The sequence below is a fragment of the Caballeronia sp. genome, from assembly GCF_028292365.1.
Classification (GTDB): domain Bacteria; phylum Pseudomonadota; class Gammaproteobacteria; order Burkholderiales; family Burkholderiaceae; genus Caballeronia.
In genome coordinates this window covers 1-19,988 of sequence record NZ_JAQGMM010000192.1, presented here as the reverse complement: position 1 = coordinate 19,988, position 19,988 = coordinate 1, and the positions used below count along the sequence as shown (strand labels likewise).

18 protein-coding genes are annotated in these 19,988 nt (G+C 60.7%); 8 read left to right on the top strand and 10 right to left on the bottom strand.

The annotated features are described in order from the left end of the window. Positions 1–434: 434 nt before the first annotated feature. Together JWR14_RS11825 and JWR14_RS11820 are read left to right on the top strand one after the other, a co-directional pair. Entirely contained in the window at positions 435–1,226 is a 792-nt protein-coding gene (locus tag JWR14_RS11825; RefSeq protein WP_089159996.1) for an ABC transporter substrate-binding protein, read from the top strand. A 341-nt stretch (positions 1,227–1,567) separates the two neighbouring features. Continuing rightward, positions 1,568–2,683 carry a succinylglutamate desuccinylase/aspartoacylase family protein gene (locus JWR14_RS11820; RefSeq protein ID WP_299706257.1) on the top strand — a complete coding sequence of 372 codons (1,116 nt, stop codon included), beginning with the start codon at positions 1,568–1,570 and terminating at the stop codon, positions 2,681–2,683. A gap of 172 nt (positions 2,684–2,855) precedes the next feature. On the opposite strand, the gene flhC is transcribed toward JWR14_RS11820, so the two are convergent. The 3 genes from flhC to JWR14_RS11805 all read right to left on the bottom strand — a co-directional run bounded on the left by flhC (position 2,856) and on the right by JWR14_RS11805 (position 5,692). Next, positions 2,856–3,515, bottom strand: coding sequence for a flagellar transcriptional regulator FlhC (gene flhC, locus JWR14_RS11815; protein WP_299706254.1), 660 nt, complete (start codon positions 3,513–3,515; stop codon positions 2,856–2,858). 15 nt (positions 3,516–3,530) lie between these two features. Then, complete coding sequence (gene flhD, locus JWR14_RS11810; protein WP_031357172.1) at positions 3,531–3,848, bottom strand: flagellar transcriptional regulator FlhD; 318 nt, start codon at positions 3,846–3,848, stop codon at positions 3,531–3,533. Positions 3,849–4,537: 689 nt separating this feature from the next. After that, on the bottom strand, positions 4,538–5,692 hold the full coding sequence (locus tag JWR14_RS11805) for a purine nucleoside permease (RefSeq protein ID WP_299706247.1): 1,155 nt from the start codon (positions 5,690–5,692) through the stop codon (positions 4,538–4,540). Between the two features lie 262 nt (positions 5,693–5,954). Between JWR14_RS11805 and JWR14_RS11800 the strand changes: the two genes are divergently transcribed. Beyond that, a complete protein-coding gene (locus tag JWR14_RS11800; protein WP_299706244.1) occupies positions 5,955–6,335 on the top strand; it encodes a hypothetical protein in 381 nt (126 codons plus the stop codon). Here JWR14_RS11800 and JWR14_RS11795 read toward each other — a convergent pair. Then, positions 6,260–8,863: a mechanosensitive ion channel domain-containing protein gene (locus JWR14_RS11795; RefSeq protein WP_299706241.1), complete on the bottom strand. Its 2,604-nt coding sequence runs from the start codon at positions 8,861–8,863 to the stop codon at positions 6,260–6,262. The two genes, JWR14_RS11800 and JWR14_RS11795, sit on opposite strands and share 76 nt — an antisense overlap. A gap of 156 nt (positions 8,864–9,019) precedes the next feature. On the opposite strand from JWR14_RS11795, the gene JWR14_RS11790 reads away from it, so the two are divergent. Then, positions 9,020–9,343: a hypothetical protein gene (locus tag JWR14_RS11790; protein WP_299706238.1), complete on the top strand. Its 324-nt coding sequence runs from the start codon at positions 9,020–9,022 to the stop codon at positions 9,341–9,343. Between the two features lie 89 nt (positions 9,344–9,432). Here the strand turns inward: JWR14_RS11790 and JWR14_RS11785 are convergent, their stop codons facing one another. Further along, positions 9,433–10,353 carry a cation diffusion facilitator family transporter gene (locus tag JWR14_RS11785; protein WP_299706235.1) on the bottom strand — a complete coding sequence of 307 codons (921 nt, stop codon included), beginning with the start codon at positions 10,351–10,353 and terminating at the stop codon, positions 9,433–9,435. Positions 10,354–10,425: 72 nt separating this feature from the next. After that, the gene (gene selD, locus JWR14_RS11780; RefSeq protein WP_299706232.1) at positions 10,426–11,490 is read right to left on the bottom strand and encodes a selenide, water dikinase SelD; all 1,065 of its coding nucleotides are present in this window, start codon (positions 11,488–11,490) and stop codon (positions 10,426–10,428) included. A 305-nt stretch (positions 11,491–11,795) separates the two neighbouring features. Between selD and JWR14_RS11775 the strand changes: the two genes are divergently transcribed. Together JWR14_RS11775 and JWR14_RS11770 are read left to right on the top strand one after the other, a co-directional pair. Next, positions 11,796–12,143, top strand: a complete 348-nt coding sequence (locus JWR14_RS11775; protein WP_299706229.1) for a hypothetical protein — start codon at positions 11,796–11,798, stop codon at positions 12,141–12,143. 315 nt (positions 12,144–12,458) lie between these two features. Further along, entirely contained in the window at positions 12,459–12,695 is a 237-nt protein-coding gene (locus JWR14_RS11770) for a hypothetical protein (RefSeq protein ID WP_299706265.1), read from the top strand. Positions 12,696–12,814: 119 nt separating this feature from the next. Here the strand turns inward: JWR14_RS11770 and JWR14_RS11765 are convergent, their stop codons facing one another. Continuing rightward, the gene (locus tag JWR14_RS11765; protein WP_299706226.1) at positions 12,815–13,807 is read right to left on the bottom strand and encodes an AraC family transcriptional regulator; all 993 of its coding nucleotides are present in this window, start codon (positions 13,805–13,807) and stop codon (positions 12,815–12,817) included. A 351-nt stretch (positions 13,808–14,158) separates the two neighbouring features. Here JWR14_RS11765 and JWR14_RS11760 point away from each other — a divergent pair, with 351 nt between their 5' ends. After that, positions 14,159–15,205 (top strand): aldo/keto reductase, encoded by a 1,047-nt coding sequence (locus JWR14_RS11760; RefSeq protein WP_299706223.1) that lies wholly within the window; start codon positions 14,159–14,161, stop codon positions 15,203–15,205. 24 nt (positions 15,206–15,229) lie between these two features. Here JWR14_RS11760 and JWR14_RS11755 read toward each other — a convergent pair whose 3' ends face one another. Further along, a complete protein-coding gene (locus JWR14_RS11755) occupies positions 15,230–15,745 on the bottom strand; it encodes a GNAT family N-acetyltransferase (RefSeq protein ID WP_299706220.1) in 516 nt (171 codons plus the stop codon). A gap of 102 nt (positions 15,746–15,847) precedes the next feature. Continuing rightward, the gene (locus JWR14_RS11750) at positions 15,848–16,714 is read right to left on the bottom strand and encodes a glucose 1-dehydrogenase (protein ID WP_299706217.1); all 867 of its coding nucleotides are present in this window, start codon (positions 16,712–16,714) and stop codon (positions 15,848–15,850) included. Positions 16,715–16,984: 270 nt separating this feature from the next. Here JWR14_RS11750 and JWR14_RS11745 point away from each other — a divergent pair, with 270 nt between their 5' ends. Then, a complete protein-coding gene (locus JWR14_RS11745; RefSeq protein WP_299706214.1) occupies positions 16,985–18,169 on the top strand; it encodes a 4-hydroxybenzoate 3-monooxygenase in 1,185 nt (394 codons plus the stop codon). 76 nt (positions 18,170–18,245) lie between these two features. On the opposite strand, the gene JWR14_RS11740 is transcribed toward JWR14_RS11745, so the two are convergent. After that, the coding region (locus JWR14_RS11740) for an amylo-alpha-1,6-glucosidase (RefSeq protein WP_299706210.1) at positions 18,246–19,988 on the bottom strand (1,743 nt) is incomplete at its 5' end.

Sequence of the window (19,988 nt, the reverse complement as noted above, 5' to 3'; positions counted from 1 at the left end):
CCCGACAACCGGGATTTACGGCCGGATCGACATAGCGCAATAGGCCTGATACGTGTTCCGCCTCGCCGCCTTGACCGCAATGGCGGCGAGCGCGGCGTGATCGACCGCGGCGACAACGACGGCGACCAACGCGCACCCTGTAAATCTTCATGACAAGACTCACCATCCGACTCGCCCATCGGACTTACAATCGCGTTGCACAAAAATTGATTCAATTATCCGCACACGCCGAAATGCCGCGCCGCACAACGGTTGCAAGATTAGCTATCGGGACTTTCACCAACTCTCTTATTTTTTTGGCTTGGTAACCTGCTGCGGTTCTATGCGGACACAATCTGCTGAATGTAAGTTGCCCGGCGCCGAGAGGCCTCGCGCCGGACGAACCCGGGTACTGACCTATCCGGGATGTACTGACCACCTTTGGAGTAAAAACAGTGAAAAAACTGCTCGCGGCTTTGACGATTTCCTTGCTCGCCGTCACATCGATCACCTCCGTCACCGCCAATGCGAAGGATTACTCGACCATCCGTTTCGGCGTTGACGCCTCTTATGCCCCGTTCGAATCGAAAGGTCCGGATGGCAAGCTGGTCGGCTTCGACATCGACCTCGGCAATGAAATCTGCGCACGCCTGCATGCGAAGTGCGTATGGGTGGAAAACGATTTCGACGGCATGATCCCGGCGTTGAAAGCGAAGAAGTTCGACGGCGTGCTGTCGTCGATGTCCATGACGCCGCAACGCGCCGAACAAATTGCGTTCTCGAGCAAGCTGTTCAACACGCCGACCCGCCTGATCGCCAAGAAGGGCAGCGGCATCCTGCCGACACCTGATGGCCTGAAGGGCAAGACGGTGGGCGTGGAACAAGGCACGATCCAGGAAACTTACGCCAAGACCTATTGGGCGCCGAAGGGTGTGACGGTTACGCCGTACCAGAACCAGGATGGCGTCTATGCCGACCTGCAAGCTGGACGCCTGGACGCAGCGCTGCAAGATGCCGTGCAAGCGGAAGTGGGCTTCCTGAAGACGCCGCGCGGTACGGGTTATGAGTTCGTGGGCAAGGATCTGGTCGATCCGACGATCCTCGGCAACGGCGCGGGTATCGGCCTGCGCAAGGAAGACACCGACCTGAAGGCACAGATCGACAAGGCAATTGCCTCGATCATCAAGGACGGCACATACAAGAAGCTTGAAAAGAAGTACTTCGACTTCGACGTGTACGGCAGCTAAGAAGTCCCCGAGCCTGAGTCCGGAACGCGTTCCGGGCACAGCTTGAGCGCTTGAGAAAACGGGCTCCGCGATAAAACCGCGGAGCCCGTTTTGTTTTTAGCTTCACGCGACATGTTGCGGCGTCTCTCGGCGTCTTTTGTGCCCGGCGCGGCAAAACCGCTGTTTTCGGCTAAGATCGAACGTCTGGGGTCGGAGGCGCCACGGGTAATCGCCAAGTGCTAACCGGTGCGGCCGGTGCGCAGCAATCCGGCGCCCGTCGCGAACGCTCCGCCCAACTCTCCTGAACACGCCGACACTTTTCCCAAGCGCGACGCGTATCCGAGCGCCGTGCACCGACAATCATGCAAACCAAAACGCACACCCTGATTTCGCCGTCGATCGGCACCACCCGCAATATCCTGAGTTTTCACTACGGTCCGGGCGGCGGCGAGAAGATCTATATCCAGTCCTCGCTGCATGCCGACGAGCTCCCCGGCATGCTGGTCGCCTGGCGTCTGCGGCGCCATCTGGCCGAGTTCGAAGCGGCGGGCAAGCTGCGCGGCGAAGTGGTGATCGTGCCGGTATCGAATCCGATCGGGTTGAACCAGAACATGCATGGCACGCTGCTCGGGCGTTTCGAACTGAACAGCGGCCACAACTTCAACCGCAATTTCCACGATCTCGCTGCGCTGATCGCACCACGCATTGAAGGCCGGCTGTCCGGGGATATCAATGCGAACAAGCTTGCCGTGCGCGGCGCAATGCGTGATGCGCTGGACGAGCAAAAACCGCACACCGAGCTTGAGTCGCAGCGCCTTGCGTTGCAGAAGCTTTCTTACGATGCCGATGTCGTGCTCGACCTGCATTGCGACCTCGACGCAGCGCTGCACATTTACACCAACCCGGATATCTGGGACGAAGTCGAGCCGCTAGCGCGATACCTGGATTCGAAAGCGTCGCTGCTGGCGTTGAATTCGGTGGGCAACCCGTTCGACGAGATCCACAGCTTCTGCTGGTCTGATCTGCGTGCCAGGTTTGGCGCGCGTTTCCCTGTGCCGAACGGCGGCATCTCGGTGACGGTGGAACTGCGCAGCCAGCACGACGTATCGTATGAATTCGCCGATGCCGACGCGCAGGGCATCATCAATTACCTGATCCATCGTGGCGTGATCGAGGCAACTGCGCCCGCCATGCCTGAGCTTGTCTATCCGGCGACGCCGCTGGCCGGCGCCGAGCCTATTGTTGCTCCTGTGAGCGGCGTGCTGGTGTTTCGCGCGAAGGTCGGGACGGTGGTCAAAGCCGGCGATGCCATTGCCGATGTGGTCGATCCGCTGACGGATACCGTTACGCCGTTGAATTGCACGACCACCGGTATGTTGTACGCGCGGCAGATTGCACGGTTTGCTACTGCGGGGATGGAGGTGGCCCGGGTCGCGAGCGCTACTGCGTACAGGACGGGGTCGTTGTTGTCGGCGTAGGGCGTTGGAGGGCAGAACTAAAAGAGCAAAACTAAAAGCCCAAAAGCAAAAGGGCTACCAAAATCGGTAGCCCCAAAAATTCCAACACCCCTTTAAAACTTAAAATAACAGCAACGGGTCCTGCGGCCACCCCATCGAACGATGGTCCTCGGGGCCGCCGGTCCGTTTCCGCCTATGCAGCCTGTGCAATCAGGCTTTCTGTGCGCGGCTGTAACATCGCCACGTGTTCGAGCACCGTCGGTTCCGGCACTTCGTTAGTCGATACCATGCTCAACTCCAACAGCGCGGTCTCAAGGCTCGCCTGACGGGCGGCCGCCGCTTTCTTGGTCTTCCCCGCGCGTGACGGCGGCTGACAAGCCCCGCACACCACGTTTTCTTGCAAATCATGTTTGTGCGCGATGAACTTTCCAGTGCAGCGGCAGCATTTCGTGAGCTGCAGCATGCCCGCATCGAAAAAGCGCACAAGGGTCCAGGCCCGCGTCAAATCAAGTACTGCCTCGACATCGCTATTCCTGCAATGTTCGAGATACAACCGATACCCCTTCGTCAGGGCATCGAGGTGCGAGCAACCTGCTTCTTTCTTCAGGAACATATACGTGTTGTAGAAGAGCGAAGCATGGATATTCGCCAGCCACGTCATATACCAGTCAGCCGAGAAAGGCAGCATGCCCTTCGGCGGTGATACGCCCTTCACCTCGCGATACAACCGGATCATCCGGTCACGCGACAGCGTCAGTTCACTTTCGAGCACCTGCATCCGCGCCCCGAGTTCGATCAATGCGATCGCGCGGAAAACTTCTTGTGCATCTTCGGTGAGGCTCTTCTTAAGCATGGCGCGCTCTCGTGCTTAGAGGAACTGTTCTGCTGGCTGGCCGGCCAGCAAGATGGCTGCGTGCGTCGGCGCGATATCCGCATGCTTCGCGGGCGACGTGAGAGCGGCCAGCATGGTGTGATCGTTGAAGCGGAAAAAACACAGCAACTGGTCAGAAGCCGCCAGCTTGACAACCTGCGCGAGCGTCAGCCCGGACAGAAGGTCGGCGAGTTCCTTAGACAAACCCAGTCGAAACATCCCGATGGCACGGTCATCTCGCAGCATGCGCTGCGCGAGCATGATGTACGACAAGTTGATTTCTCGAATCGAGTCCAGCGTTTCGCGACCGTTCATGATCTTCCTGCGTTCGATATAAACCCCGAGAACCCTGCCAGCATTTTTTGCCAGCTATCTTTTTGCCTAGCCAAACGTTTGTTTTGTTCGGCTACGTTTAAACTTTGTTTCAGTGAGTTACATCTTGTAACAACACTGTGAAACGGATTGTAAGTACGACGCTGCGGGAAATCAAGAACATCTCAATAATAAATTTCCATAAAACAACAGAGAGAAACGGTAATTTTTTCCCGAAATTGTAACAAGCAAGTGTGACCGATTTTTGGCAGCTATTTTGAAGCGGAAGGGACCGTGTCAATTGACAGAGGGTTTCCTTATCGATTGATTTCGTGGGGAAAAAACGGATGGGGCGGAGAGTCGGTTGACAAGCTCGATGAATTAATCGGATTGCGAGGAATGGCCAAGTTGTAACAGCCATTCAGTCAGCGTCCGGGAATAGCGGCTAAGGAAAACCCGCGTATAAAACCTGTCGTCCCGCTTTCATTTTTGATGTGGAAATTTGACCATCGGAACGTCCGGACGATCGCTGGACGGAATATGTTGCGCCGAGTTGTAACAGCGTCTGCGGAAACTATGAAAACCAGCAGATCGATAGAAAACCCGTCTTCCGTGGCGCCAGTCGTCCCAGGAGAGCGCTCATGCGGAAGACGGGCGCAGCGCCGCCGGTATGCATCGGGATTGCACCGCCGTTAGTGTTGCGGTACGCCGTCGCGCCATTCAGCCCAGTGCGTTGCAATCTCCTGCACCAACGGATTGCCCGTTCGATACAAATTGTCGATAGCCGGCGCAAACCCGCCTTGAGCTGCGTAATTGAGGAGATTATCGGAGGCTGATTGCCCGTCATAGGGCCGGTCAAAATCCGAGCCCGAACGCACGGCCGCGACCCGGTTCAAATCCACGCGATGCACGCTCGCCGCACGCGACAACGCCTCGTACGTCGCGTTGTCCTCCTGCTGCGTCGTGCAATACACGCCGTGGCCGTCAGTCACGAGTTTTGTCCAGTCTCGCGCCCGCTCGCCGATGTACTTCCCTGACCACCACGTATCGCCCGCCAGCGTGTCGCACTGGATCACCTTGGGCGGCTGGTTCGCCGGCGCATAGGTGAACCTGGCGCGCGCGGCCTGCGCTTCGGGGCTATCGGCGAGCGTTACGTTCTTCGACAATGCATAAGCTGCATCGGCCAGATCCGGATTCAGCCGGAATACCTCGGTCTTGTAATCAAACGGGGGTTTCTCGGTCGGGCTTTTCGTATTGATGCCGAGAAAACCGCTCGGCCAGCTATCCGGCTTTTCGCGCGCATCGAGCTCCCACTGGATACCGAAGTCGACGAGATATTTTGCCCACGCGGCGGACCCGATCGTGCCTTGCGTCGGGTCGATACCCGCGATCCCCGCAATCATGAAATAGGTACGGCGCAGATCGAACTTATCGGAGAACGTGAGCGCCATCAGCGAAGCCGCCGCGTTCGCGTGACCCATGCCGGTGGTCATCACGCAGACCTCCTGCCGGTTGCAGTTCACGACGGGATAATCCGGAGACAATCCGGGCACGCGAATGGCCTTCCAGGGTCCGAGCTTATCGAGCCAGACCTGGCCTTCAGGGCCGAACATCGAAATGATCATGACCTTGACAGGCTGGCCGTGGCCAGCGCCAAAGCCATTGTCGCTACCGGCGTTATCCGAATCCTGCGCAAACGTTGACGCACACGCGCTGAACAAAAACGCAGCCGTCGCGCCTGCCAGGCTCAATGCAGGAATCCGGGTGAAGATGCGAGTGACGGCACGGGGGCGGCTGCGGGTAGAACGAAGGAGCGAGTCGAGCGCGGAACGGAGGATCGATTTCATCTGGGCGGCACCGTAAGTGGAAGGAGAACGCGAGGTGAAACACACGACAGGATGCGGGGCTGGACCACGCGCCCGGTTGGTCCATGCGTTTAGTACCTTCAGTACCGCCTGCCGGACGCTCCTGCGTTGAGCGCATTATAGAGGGGTGAAGGACGCCGTTGTAAGGGACATAAAATGTTCCGGTAACGGTCATCAAGCATTAGTCTTGCTGCTTCATTCGCTCGTTTGTTCGTTGTCGAATCCACTTGTCCGCAAAGCGCCCATGTCCGACACCGCCGCTTCACGAATGATCGATGCGTTTCACGCCAGCCATGTCGGGGACCGCCAGCACGTCGAGATGTGGCTTGAGGCTACCGGCGACTGCGCCGTCGCGCTCGAGGCCTTGTGGTCCGAGGGAGAACATCATCGGGGACATGCACGCGCAGCCATGGACCGGCTGGTCGCGCTGGCGGACAGGCACGGGGTCATGCTTTCACTCGTGCCACGTCCGCTAACGCAGAAAGGAGAAGGCCCCGCCACGCCTTCCATCGATCACGCCGCACCGGACAGCGCCGCACTCGAAGCGTTTTATGGCCGGCTGGGCTTCGAACGCTCCGGGGGCAAGTTCGAAGGCTCGCCGGTGATGGTGCGCTCGCCGCGTTGATCGGCGTTGGCATTCACGTCGGCATCGGCATGCATGCTAGTGGAAGAACCGCTTGAAGCATCGCCACGCTCATCGCCCTTCAAGGCTGTATCCAGCTCATCCGTATCGCCGCCCTTCACGATCACGAAGTTGCGCTGTGGATTCGCTATCTCGATACCGCGCTCGGTGAAACGATCCACTATGCGCCGGTTGAACTCGCGCTGCACGCCCCAGCGCGCAGTATCGCGACACTGGATCTGACCGGCCAGCGTGACGCTCGAACCGTCGACCGCGTCCACGCCCCACAAGCTGAAGTCGGAGATGATGCCGTCCTTGAACGCATCGTCTTCACGCAGCGACGCCCCGATCTCCTTGAGCGTATCCGATGCCAGCTCCACGTCTTGTCCGAGCGCGATGCTCACGCGTACCGCGGCATTGCCAATGCCACGATTCGTGTTGTTCACCGTCGATACCGAACTGAACGGCACGGTAAAGAGCGACCCGTCACCGCCCCGCAAACGCACGGTGCGGATCGACAGATATTCAACCGTCCCCGACACCCCCGCGAGCGTGACCGAGTCGCCCACCTGCATTGCGTTCTCCATCAACAGGAAGATGCCGGTGATCAGATCCTGCACGAGCTTTTGCGAACCGAAACCCAGCGCTACGCCGAAGATGCTCGCGCTCGCGAGCAGCGGCGCGGTGTTCACACCGATCTCGCTTAATCCGGTCAACACAACGACCATCGCGATCACGATAAACAGCGCACTGCGCATCATTGGCAGCAGCGTGGTAAGACGGGCGGCCCGCAAGCGGTCGCCACTCGTGGTCCACGTTTCCAGCCGTTGCTCGACCATCACGTTCGCGCCTTCCCACACGATCACAGCGAACGCGGCGGCGACCCCGATGGTGATGAGCGCCGATGCAAGCCGATGTCCCACGCCACCCGACGAGAACAGTGTCAGGGCATGAAGCCCCCAGACCTGCAGCAGCGTCAGCAACGTAACGACGACGATCGCCGTCTGCACGACACGCCGAATCAGCGGGTAATAGCGGTACGCGTGCTGATGCACGATTGACTTGTTCGACAGGTCGTCATCGCCGCCCGCGGTATGAAAGAGCCGGCCGAGCGCACCGAACGCGACAATCGCGACCACGCGCGCCGCCACCAGCACGAGCACCGAGATGCCGAACAAATGAAACAGCGTGCGGTACCCGTTGTGTACATCGAGCGCCCAGACGAACCACAGCGCGAGCACGAAAAACACCGCGAGCCCGGCCCAGACATCGGCAACCCAATTGCCCAGCAGTACGAACGACCGGCGTCCCTTGACGCTATCGCGAATCCAGGCAGCCACCGGCACCCGGCATTTGAGAATCACGATAGCGATCAGCACATGCGCGACGAGCGCGACCGCCTTGAGGATTGCATCGTGAGCGGTGTCGGTCATGCCCAGCGGCTCCGCAGCCTCAGCGAGCGCCGAGCCCGCTCCCGCCACCCACACGATGCGCACCAGCCAGTCGTGCGCGAAGCGCGACGCGTCGTCGCTAATCTGGATCAGGCGCAGACCTGGCGAGCGAGGTGCGATAAAAAAATCGGTCGCGATCACGATGCCCCGGCATACCAGGTACACGTCGATCAACGCGGCGACGGACCGGCCCTGCGGCGTAGTGTCATCGATGAAAATGGACATCAGCACCGCCGCCACGATCGTAAACACGATCAGCGGCGCCAACGCGAGCAAGCCGTGAAGGACGGCGCTTGGCAACCGCTGCAACAGCGTCCAGTGACGCGCTGCGTGGCGCACTCCACGGGCGGTATCGGTCTTGCGTTCAGCGACTTCGATAGCCGCCTCGTTGCCAGAACGCTCCGCAACGGCTTCGGCGCGCACTGCCGCCCTCTCCTCCTTCGCTAGTTCGGGCTTGGCCGCATCCACGTCCACGATCCCTCGGGCCGCGATCCGCGCGCGCAGCCGGCGCAGCCATCGCGAGCTCAGGTATTCCAGCAACAATGCGGGCAGTAACGAGATCGAGATCGACCAGATCACCTGGCCTATCAGATCCCGGCCGCTAGCGGTTGCGGTACGCTGGTGCCACCACGACATCACCGAACCGTAGTCGAGCAGGGCGGTAACGGAACGGCGCAAGCCGCCGCTGAGCTCCACGAGCCAGTTACCCGCCTCATGCGAAATCTGCGACGCCAGACCGTTGCTCGTGAGGGACTTCGCCAGCACGCTCGCGGCGCCCGATGCGCCGCTTGCAGCGGACGCGGTCGCGGTCGCCGAGCTGGCTGAGGCAGCCTGCACGGGCGTGGCAAGCGCTCCGGCAGCCGCGACGGCGCGCAGTGTGTCTTCGATCTGGCTGCGGCGTGCGGGGTCGTTGAGGACCGTCAGCGCGGCGCGCGCCTGTTCGGGGGTCAGCGTGAGCGTTGATGATCCAGGGGCTGGACTGGCGGCACTGGCCGTATTCGCAGCAGAGGCAAGCGTGCTGCTCAGGACGCCCAGGACACTCAGGACACTAAGAAAGACGACGAGAACAATTTTGCGCATGGGCGAGGATGAGGGACTCGGTTGGGGAAAACCGCCACGGATGCGCCCGGCCAGCAGCGCGATTCAACCTGCGGTGATCACTCTCAAGCTGGACAAACCGGACAAGCTGGAATGGTTCGTGCACCAAACATCTGATCAAAACTACCGGATTCGCGCATGTACGTTCAAATTACGCGAACTAAACGATCCACGCGATCCACGCAAACTACCCTTTCCGCGGCGGCCGTAGTGCTGTCGGCGACCGGACTGCTGCTAGCACTTCTCGCGCCCGGGCGGGCATCCGCCGCTGAACGCGCGAACCTTGAACGGGCCGCAAAGCCCATCCCGCCATCGGCTGCAGCGGTGAGCAAGCACGTGGACAGCATTGCACCACCGGACGAAGGCACCACGCTACTTCCCGCGAGCGGCGACACCCAGCTTCCCGCAACACCCGATACCCCACGACCGCACTATGGTCGCCCGCCTGCCCATTTGCCTTGATTCCGGATTCTGCGCGGCCTCATGAAGTTTAGGGGAACCCTGGTTGGACGGCTCGTCTTGCCTGCCAAGCCGCGCAACCAAGCACGTAACTAAGCACGCGCCTCAGCCACGCGCGGAATATCCGGTTCGAAGAAGACCCAGCGCGCTTCGGGAAACGCGCGCTGCAGATCCGCTTCGATCACGTTGATTGCATCGACCATCGCGCGGCCGCTGTCGTAGTCCACCATCTCCGCTTGCACGGCGACCACAATCTGCTTGCCCCACTGCAACGTAATCAGATTAATTACACGGACAATTTCCGGGCGCGCGCGCAAGTGCGCATCGATAGCGCGGCGCACTTCCGGACTTGCCGATTCCCCGACGATCATCGACTTCACCTCGCGGGCGACCAGATACGCAATCACCATGAGCAGCACGCCGACGCCAATCGAACCTGCTGCGTCGTAGACGGGATTGCCGGTGATCATGGTCATCAGGACGGCGCAGAACGCGATGGCAAGACCCGCCAGCGCGGCGACATCTTCGCCCGTGACCACGATCAATTCGGACTCGCGTGTCTCGCGAAACCATCGCCAGAGGGACTTGTTTCCCGATGTCTTGCGAATCTCGCGCAACGCGCCGGCCAGGGAAAACGATTCGAGCACGACCGATACCCCGAGCACGACAAGGGCGACAATCGGATTAGTGACCACTTCGTGCCGGGCAATGCGGTGCACGCCTTCATACACCGAAAACGCGCCGCCAACGAAGAACAGCAGCAGCGCGACGAGCATGGAATAGAAGTAGATTTCGCGGCCCGAGCCGAGTGGATGCAACACGTCGGCGGGTGCCTGGGAACGCTTGAGTCCGAACAGCAGCAGGAGTTGATTGCCGCAGTCGGCGGTGGAGTGAATGGCTTCGGCAAACATGGAGCCGGAACCGGTGAACGCGGCCGCGCCGAACTTGCAGACGGCGATGCCAAAATTGGCTGCAAGCGCATAAAAAATGGCTTTCGGCGATTCTTCTTTCATCGTGCTCCTGGCGGACGGGGGTCAGGGACGCTCTCGGGAATCCAAGCTCGCGGGGATCCGGCTACAAGCACGCTAAACGACTTCTACGCGGCTCGCTCCATCGATCATTTCTCCGATCACGGCCGCCTGATCAAAGCCGTCCGCGCGGAAGATGGCGAGCACTTCGTCGACTGCCCCGGGCGCGCACGACACCAGCAAGCCGCCTGAAGTCTGCGGGTCGGTGAGCAGGCTTCGTGCCACATCGTGCAATGACGACGACAGCGTGATGTCGTGCCCGTAAGCAGTCCAGTTGCGCCCGGATGCCCCGGTGATCACGCCCGCTTTCGCAAACGCCTCTACGCCGGGCAACCACGGCAAGTCGGCGTATCGCAGGCGTGCCGTGAGTCCGGCGCCACGGCTGAGCTCCAGCATGTGCCCGAGCAGGCCGAAGCCGGTTACGTCGGTGAGCGCGTGCACCGCGTCCAGTGCGGCCAGATCGGCGCCCGGGCGATTCAGCTTGGTGGTGGCGGCGATCATCGCGGCGTAGCCGGCGGCATCGAGTTGATCCTTCTTCAGCGCCGCCGACAACACGCCCACGCCGAGCGGCTTGCCAAGGATCAGAACGTCGCCGGGGCGAGCCGAGGCGTTACGCTTCACGCGCTTCGGATGCACGATGCCGATTGCCGCGAGGCCATAAATAGGCTCGACGGAATCGATTGAATGACCGCCCGCGAGCGGGATGCCCGCTTCGGCGCAGACCGACTCTCCGCCCTTCAGCACGGCCGCGATCACCTCGTGCGGCAGCACGTTGATCGGCATGCCGACGAGTGCGAGCGCCAAGATCGGTTTGCCGCCCATGGCGTAGACATCGGAGAGCGCATTGGTCGCGGCGATACGGCCGAAGTCGAACGGGTCATCGACGATCGGCATGAAGAAGTCGGTGGTGGCAACAATCGCCTGCTCATCGTTCAAACGATAAACCGCCGCGTCGTCGGCGGTGTCGTTGCCAACCAGCAGGTCGGGGAAAAACGGCAATGGCACGCTGCGTTTCAACAGGTCGGCAAGGACGCCCGGCGCGATCTTGCAACCGCAGCCGCCACCGTGGGACAGGCTGGTCAGTCGGGGCGACGGGGTTGCATTCAGCTTGAGGTCAGTCATTCGCGGGTATCCGGCAAAGTGGCGTGTGACCGATATTATCGTGCTTGTCGCGTCCGGACGTGGTGAACCGTGAGCCAGTCCGGCGATCCGGGCGGGCATCAGGCATAACCCCGCCTGGACCTTGAAAGGCGTCATGCGCGCATTCACGCGGTACACTTCAAGTCACGGTCTGATGCCGTGTTTCACCGTTATCCATCAACCGCTCTGTGCCATCTACTACTATCCGCATGAAATCTTTACCTCTTTTATTCGGCTTGATCCTCTGCGCATCGATCGTTCAATTCAGTCACGCGCAGACAACAGAAATGCCCGATCCCTCGAAAGAAGACTACGCCTACCTGACCCGCATGCACGTCCCTGAACCGGTGATCCGCTGCGTGGCAGCGTTCGATCGATGGGTCGCCATGACGCCCAAGTACGACACGTTCATCGTCCCGGACCGGCGTGTTCTGCGCGCAAAGGTCGATAGCGACACCACTATCTTTAGCGCGGTCAATCCCATACCCGTAGACGAAGTCATCGCCATGCGCGCCTTCGCCAAAGTCCGCGGAAAGTCGCAATGGACGCGTGTAGATAGCCGCTGCGGCGTGCGCGAAGGCCGTGTGGTCGGTGTTTCGCTCACCCCAAATGTAAGGCCCACGATCGTTCGGTAACAGCGCCGGAGGCGAAGGGCTTCAGCGCCTTTCGCGAATATTTCCAATCACACTTTTCCTTACAAACGCAAACGGCTTGTCATTTATCTAATTGCTAAATTGATTTCACGGATTTCACTTGGAGAAACCGATGAAACGATTAGCAATTCTTGCCACGCTCGCAGTACTCCTCGGCAGCACCCTGGGCGGTTGTATCGTCGTACCGGATGGCGGTGGATACCACCATCACGACTACGGTCGTTACTAAGCGTGGCTTGGCTGGATAAAGCGACAAACCGCAGGACAAAACCGAATCACAGCGCGAAGGAAACCAACATGTTGACGCTCAAAAAAAGCTTGGCAGTCGCATCGCTTGCGGTGGCGGCAGCAACGAGTCTCGGGTTCACCACTACCGCGTCCGCCGACGAACATTTCCGCCCCGGCTACGTTCACGTCGACAGCCGCGGCTGGCACGGCGACCGGTATTACGATGGACATCGCTACTGGGAACGGCGCGAGTGGGAACGCCATCACGCACCGCGTAATTACGGCCCTCCGCATCGTTACTATTGATCGTTGAACGTTGATTTTTGACCGTTGACCGGCTGCATCTTGCAGGTGTTAAAAGCGAAAAAGCCAGGGACGTCCCTGGCTTTTTCGCTTTCGGCCTGTTTTAAAGCAGCACGCCTCGATCACGCGCTGGCGGTCTCGCGCCATTTGCGGGTATCGCGTAACGGCGGCGCACCGAACAGGCGGCTGTACTCGCGGCTGAATTGCGATGCGCTCTCATACCCCACGCGATGCGCCGCTGTTGCTGCATCGGTCATGTCGATCAGCATCAGGCGACGCGCTTCCTGAAGCCGCAACTGCTTCTGATATTGCAGCGGGCTCATCGCCGTGACGGCCTTGAAATGATGATGCAGCGACGAGACGCTCATATGCACGTCGCGAGCGATCGACTCCACACGCAACGGCTGATCGAAGTGCTGACGCAGCAGCATGATCGCCTTCGCAATGCGCTGCGTCTGGCTGTCCTGCAGTGCAATCTGACGCAAGCGCGCGCCGGGACCGTTCATCAGCAGCCGATACAGGATCTCGCGCTTGACCAGCGGCGCGAGAATCGGAATGTCCTCGGGCGTATCGAGCAGGCGCAGCAAGCGCAACACGGCGTCCATCAGCGACGTGCCGAGGCGGTTGACATAGAGGCCGCGCGAGGCGTCCGCGGGCGTCGACGGCGGCAGGCTTTCATCACGGATGAGCTTGGTAATTTCCTCGACATCGAGGTCAAGCCGCATGCCCAGATACGGTTTGTCCTCGGTCGCACCGGTCACCTGCCCCATCACCGGCAGATCCACCGATGAAACCAGATAGTGCATGGGGTCGTACACATACAGTTCGTCGCCCACCATGATCCGCTTTGACCCTTGCGCGATCACGCCAAGCGCCGGCGTCTGGATGCCGTGGCTCGGGCCGCCACAGTGCACGATCCGATGCAGGAACAAACCGTGCACCGCCGTCTGGCACGTGCCGGCGGTGTCAGCCGTGAAGCGATCCAGCAACGCGACAAGATCGAGCCGGGCGTGATCGAGGCCTGGATCAAGGGGCGCGGTTGCGCCGCCGTTGACAGCGTGGTCAGCGTGATTTGTGGGGTCGATGGCGGAATCCGCCGTCTCATTCAGGGCCATGATTCGCAGATAGTGAGTTTGCGCGGCTGTTGCCCGGGAACGGCCACAGTCATGCAAGGATGGAGAAGAGTTGCCGTCAGCGAGATGACAATCGCGATCAATCGCGCATTGCCGACGAATGGCATCCAGCTTACTCGCGCCCGCGTGTTTTCGCCCAGCGCTACGCGCGGCGTTTGCAGGATCGGGCAATGATCCGACAGGATCAGGCTAACCAGGCTTCGCGGCACAGGCAGATACTGCTTTATCGCGGCGTTGCTGAAACACCGAACGGGCGTTCGGTTGTTCCGTCGCGAGGCGGCCAACCTGAAGTCTACAGGCCGCTAGTTCAGGATGAATTCTAAGGGACCCAGCATGCGTAACAGAAAATTCGGCAATACCGGCTTGTTCGTTTCGGAATTGTGCCTCGGTACGATGACATTCGGCGAAGGCGGCATGTGGACCAATATTGGCGGCCTGAAACAGGCGGACGCGGATAAACTCGTTGGCCGCGCGCTGGACGCCGGCATCAACTTCATCGATACCGCTGACGTCTACGCCGACGGTACATCAGAAATCATGACCGGCCAGGCGCTCAAGAACCTGAAGGTGCCGCGAGAAAACGTGGTGGTTGCCACCAAGATCCACGGCGAAACCGGTACGAAGGGCATCAATTCGCGCGGCGCGTCGCGGTATCACATTATCGACGGCGTGAAGGCGAGCCTGAAACGCCTGCAACTCGATCACATCGATTTGTATCAGCTACATGGCTTCGATACCGCCACGCCAATCGAAGAAGCGTTGCGTGCGCTCGACAACCTCGTGCAGCACGGTCACGTGCGGTACATCGGCGTATCGAACTGGGCAGCGTGGCAGATCACCAAGGCGCTTGGCATTTCGGAGCGGCTCGGCTTGGCCCGTTTCGAGTCGCTGCAGGCGTATTACACGATTGCCGGACGCGACCTCGAACGCGAAATCATCCCGATGCTGAAGAGCGAAAACGTCGGCCTGATGGTCTGGAGTCCGCTTGCGGGCGGTTTGCTGAGCGGCAAATACAAGCGTGACGGCAGTTCAGCGGAACCGGGCCGGCGCACGAATTTCTCGTTTCCGCCGGTAAACATGGATCGTGCATTTGATTGCATCGACGCCATGACCCAGATGGCCGAAGCCAAGGGCGTGACCGTGGCGCAGATCGCGCTGGCGTGGCTGCTGCATCAGAAGGCGGTGACGAGCGTGATTGTCGGGGCGAAGCGGATCGAGCAACTCGACGACAACATCGCGGCGACGCAAGTGAAACTGAACGACGACGAACTCGCCGCACTCGATGAAGTCAGCCAACTCGCCAGCGAATATCCGGGCTGGATGTTCGCGCGCCAGGGCGAATATCGCTTGAATCAGCTAAAGGAATCGAGCGGCAGCTAGTCGATTGTTTATTCACCAGGTTAGCTAGACCATGGGGTCGAACGGCAAGGTCATGAGCACCGACTCGTGATACTTGCCGTCTATTTTCAGCGAACGCGGTTCACGCGCGTACTCGACGAATCCCACCGAGCGATACAGCCGTTGCGCCGCTTCGTTATGCGGCGCAACCGTCAGTTGAACCTCTTCCACCACCGTGCGTGCGTGGATCAGAACAGCTTGCACGAGCGCAAGCGCCAATCCAGTCCTGCGAGCTGCGGGGCGCACGTACATGCCCACCAGCGCGCCCTTGTGCCGCTGTTTGGCGCCCTGCTGCACCACCAGTCCGGTGACGCCAGCCAGTTCGCTTTCGTTGTTCAAAAAACCGCCGAACACGGCTGAATTCACGATCCTCTGCTCGAACCACGCGAGTGGTTGCCCGGCCTCGTCTTCCCATGCCGATCCGAAACCGTCGGGGTGTCGGGAGAGACCTTCGAGCCTGATATCGCGATACGCCTGGGCGTCGGCGGCAGTGAGACGGCGGATGGTGAATGACATCGACATGAGGACCTTGAGCGGTGATGTGGCGCGTGAGGACGCTAGTGAAAGCGTCAGTTTCGCACGCACGGCGCGTCCGCTCCAGGCCGGATTGCCCAAGCCCCCGGCCTATATGATCGGCTTGCCGCCCGTCACCGCGATCGTCGCGCCGGAGATATAACTCGCTTCATCCGATGCCAGCATCACATACGCGGCCGCCAGCTCGGCCGGCTGCCCGGGGCGTTTCATCGGCACTTGCGAGCCGAAATTCCTGACCTGCTCGGGTTTCATCGTCGATGGAATCAGCGGCGTCCAGATCGGCCCCGGCGCCACGCCGTTTGCGCGAATGCCCTTCTCCGCCAGCAACTGTGCGAGGCCGCCCGTAAAGTTCTGGATGGCGCCTTTGGTGGTGGCATACGCGATCAACCCGGGATTCGGGCTGTCCGCGTTCACCGACGTCGTGTTGATAATCGCGCTGCCCGGTTTCATGTGCGGCACAGCGGCCTTCGTGATGCGGAACATCGCGCCGATGTTCGTCGAAAAGGTCTTGTCCCATTCTTCGTCGCTGATGTCCTCGAGGCTGTCGTAGACCATCTGGTAAGCGGCATTGTTCACGAGTACATCGACGCGTCCGAACGACTCCACTGTCTTCGCGACCAGCTCGCGGCAAAACGCGCGGTCGGTGATATCGCCGGGCAGCAGCAACGATTTCCTGCCCGCTTCCTCGACCCAGCGGGCTGTTTCTTGCGCGTCCTCGTGCTCGTTCAAGTAGGCGATCGCGACGTCCGCGCCTTCCCGGGCGAACGCGATCGCCACCGCGCGGCCAATGCCGCTGTCCGCGCCGGTGATCAATGCGATCTTGCCGTGAAGCTTGCCCGAGCCCTTGTAGGTTTTCTCCCCGTGATCGGGCGCGGGATTCATCGGTGCGCTATGGCCGGGTTGGGCGTCCTGCTGCTGGTCCGGGAAAGGTGGCTTGGGATAGGAAATTTGTGCCATGAGCGGCCTCACTGAAAGCGGTTGATGGAAGACCAGGTTTCAGCAAGCAGCGGACCCAAGGAACGGTGAACGGTCTGCGGTTCTCGATAGTGGCGGGCTAGTGGCGCATGTTGGCAGGCGCCCGCTTCAGCGCGATTTCAGCTCCAGCATGTCGGACCGAGACCTTTATCGCCATTCCAGATATAGCCTATCCACGTTATCGCGTTGCGCGATACCCCGCCAGTGCGCAAGACTGTGTCCACAAAATCAACACGCATTCAGGAGACATTCATGCGTACACAAGTCGGCATTATTGGCGCGGGTCCTGCGGGCCTCCTGCTCTCCCATCTTCTCCATCTTCGCGGCATTGAATCGGTCGTGCTCGAGGCACGGAGCCGCGGCGATATCGAATCCACCATCCGTGCAGGCGTTCTCGAACAAGGCACAATGGATTTGCTGAACGAGGCGGGACTCGGCGCACGGATGCTGGCCGAAGGCGCGGTACATCACGGTTTCGAACTTGCGTTCGAAGGGCAACGAAAGCGCATTGCACTGACCGAACTCACCGGCCATTCGATCACCGTCTACGCTCAGCACGAAGTCATCAAGGATCTGGTCGCCGCGCGTGTAGCGGCCGACGGCGCGTTGAAATTTGGCGTGACCGACGTGTCGCTACACGACTTCGACGATGCCCCCGGTTCTACCAGGCCCAGCATCCGCTATAGGCACGAAGGGTTTGAACACGAACTGGAGTGCGACTTTATTATTGGCTGCGATGGCTCACAAGGCGTCGCACGCGGGTCGATGCCCCAGGCAGCGAGGCACGACTATCAGCGCATCTATCCGTTCGGCTGGTTCGGGATCCTGGTCGAAGCGCCGCCTTCGGCACACGAGCTGATCTACGCTCGCCACGATCGCGGTTTTGCGCTTATCAGCACCCGTTCACCGAAGGTGCAGCGCATGTACTTCCAGTGCGACCCGAAAGACTCAGTCGATGCCTGGTCCGACGACCGCATCTGGTCCGAACTCCACGCGCGCGTGGACACGCTCGACGGCTGGCAGATCACCGAAGGGCGGATCTTCCAGAAGAACATTGTCGGCATGCGCAGCTTCGTCTCCACGCCGATGCAATCCGGCAAGCTGTTTCTCGCCGGCGACGCCGCGCACATTGTCCCGCCCACCGGTGCAAAAGGCATGAACCTGGCGGTGTCCGATGTCCGTATCCTCACCGCCGCCTTGCAGGCGTTCTACGAAGAAGGGGCAAGCGACAAGCTGGATCGCTACACCGAAACGGCCCTGAAGCGCGTCTGGCGCGCGGAGCATTTTTCGTGGTGGATGACCCGGATGCTGCACAAGCTCGACGACACCTCGCCATTCGAACAACGCCTGCAAGTGGCCGAGCTCGAACACGTGACTACATCACGCGCTGCCGCCACGGCGCTGGCCGAAAACTACGTCGGCAGCGTCGCAGTTTAGGTCGCAGCGTGCTTAGCGGCTTAGTGGTTAAGCCGCTAAGCGACGGTGACAGACGGTTACAGCGTCCGCGTTGCGGTTAAAGCACCGCCACCACGCGGATATCGCCTTCGATAGACGGCACGACCTGCCCGCCCACGCGCCGAAAGGTTATCGACACGGTCTTGTCGCCGACCCGTAGCTCACCGATCTCCAGCCAGTCGATACCATCGGGCAGCTGCGGCCGGTCGATACGCACTTCCTGATGCTCGGCGTCGATCGTGATCCCGAGACAAGCCTCGAGGATCATGAACGGCGATCCGGCTGCCCAGGCTTGCGGCAAGCACGCGACCGGATAGCCGATCGGCCGCTCACCACGCTGCCGGGTGAAGCCGCAGAACAGCTCGGGCAGGCGCATATCGAACGTGACGGCCGCTTCGAACAGTGCCTGCAGCAAGCGCACTGCACCGCCGCGGTCACCGTAGCGTGCGAGTCCGCGAGCACACATGGCGCTGTCATGCGGCCACACGGAGCCGTTGTGGTACGACATAGGATTGAAGCGTGGCTGGCCCGCTGCCAGCGTACGGACGCCCCAGCCGGTATTGAACAAGGTCGACTCAAGCTGGCGCGCGACTGCTTCGCCGCGACTGCGCTCGACCAGGTCGAAGGCCAGCAAGTGCCCCGCATTCGACGCCAACACCTTGCACAAATCGCCCTTGCCGTCGAGCGCAATGCCGTAGAACTCCGACTCGGGCATCCAGAACATGGTTTCCACGCGCTCACGGATGTTTTGCGCGCGCTGCTCGAAGTCCAGCGCCTGTTCCGGCGCGTTGCGCTGCCTTGCGAAGCGGGCCATGGTGGCAAACGCGGTGGATGCGTAGGCCTGGACTTCAACCAGCGAGATCGGCCCGACCGGGAAACTGCCGTCGGCGTGAAATACAGAGTCGCCACTGTCTTTCCAGCCCTGGTTGGCAAGCCCCGCTTCGGTTGCACGCTGGTAGCTCAGCAAACCGAATTCGTTCTTGTCGCAATGACGCGCGATCCATTGCGCGGCCAGTTGCAGCGCGGGCCACAATTCGTCGATCAGTGCAGTGTCGCCCGTTCGCTCGGCGTAGGCGCCGGCGAGTGCGACGAACAGCGGCGTGCTGTCGACCCCGCCGTAATACATCGCAAACGGCACTTCGCCCGTCGCAGCCATTTCGCTATTGCGGGTCTCGTGCATGATCTTGCCGACTTCCGCATCGCGAAATGCGGAGTCCTCGCGCGCCTGATGCGCCGCGAGAAAGCGCAGTACGCCACGGGCAAGCGACGGATCGATCCACAGCATTTGCAGCGAAGTAATAATGGCGTCGCGGCCGAAAGCCGTCGAAAACCACGGAATGCCCGCGTACGGATACGGTCCCGTTTCAAGATCAGTCGTCAGCAAACCGAGGTCGGCAAGCGAACGATCGATCCATTCGCTGAACAGCGGGTTGCTCGAGCGCACACGCGCGACTGAGCGCCGCCGCTCGCGCATACGCCGGTGGGCATCGACAAGCGCCTCGCGAATCGCCGGCCGCCCTGATTCCGGCGCACATTCGGCACCCTCTTCTGCGATCTTCTTGCTCTCCGCACTGGCGTCGCTCAATGCGTGCGTGACGGCCGTGATCGACAAGTAGATCGACATGGCCGTTTCCGACTGGATTCGCAGCACGTAATCCGCACGATTGACCGAGAGTGAATGCGGCGCAGGCGAAAACTGGATGCGCGCGGTCCGCTCGACTTCGTCCAGACCCGTATAGCGCAACACAACCTCGCCATCTTCGATGCACGGCTCGCGCATGGTTCCGCGTTTCGGGCGCGT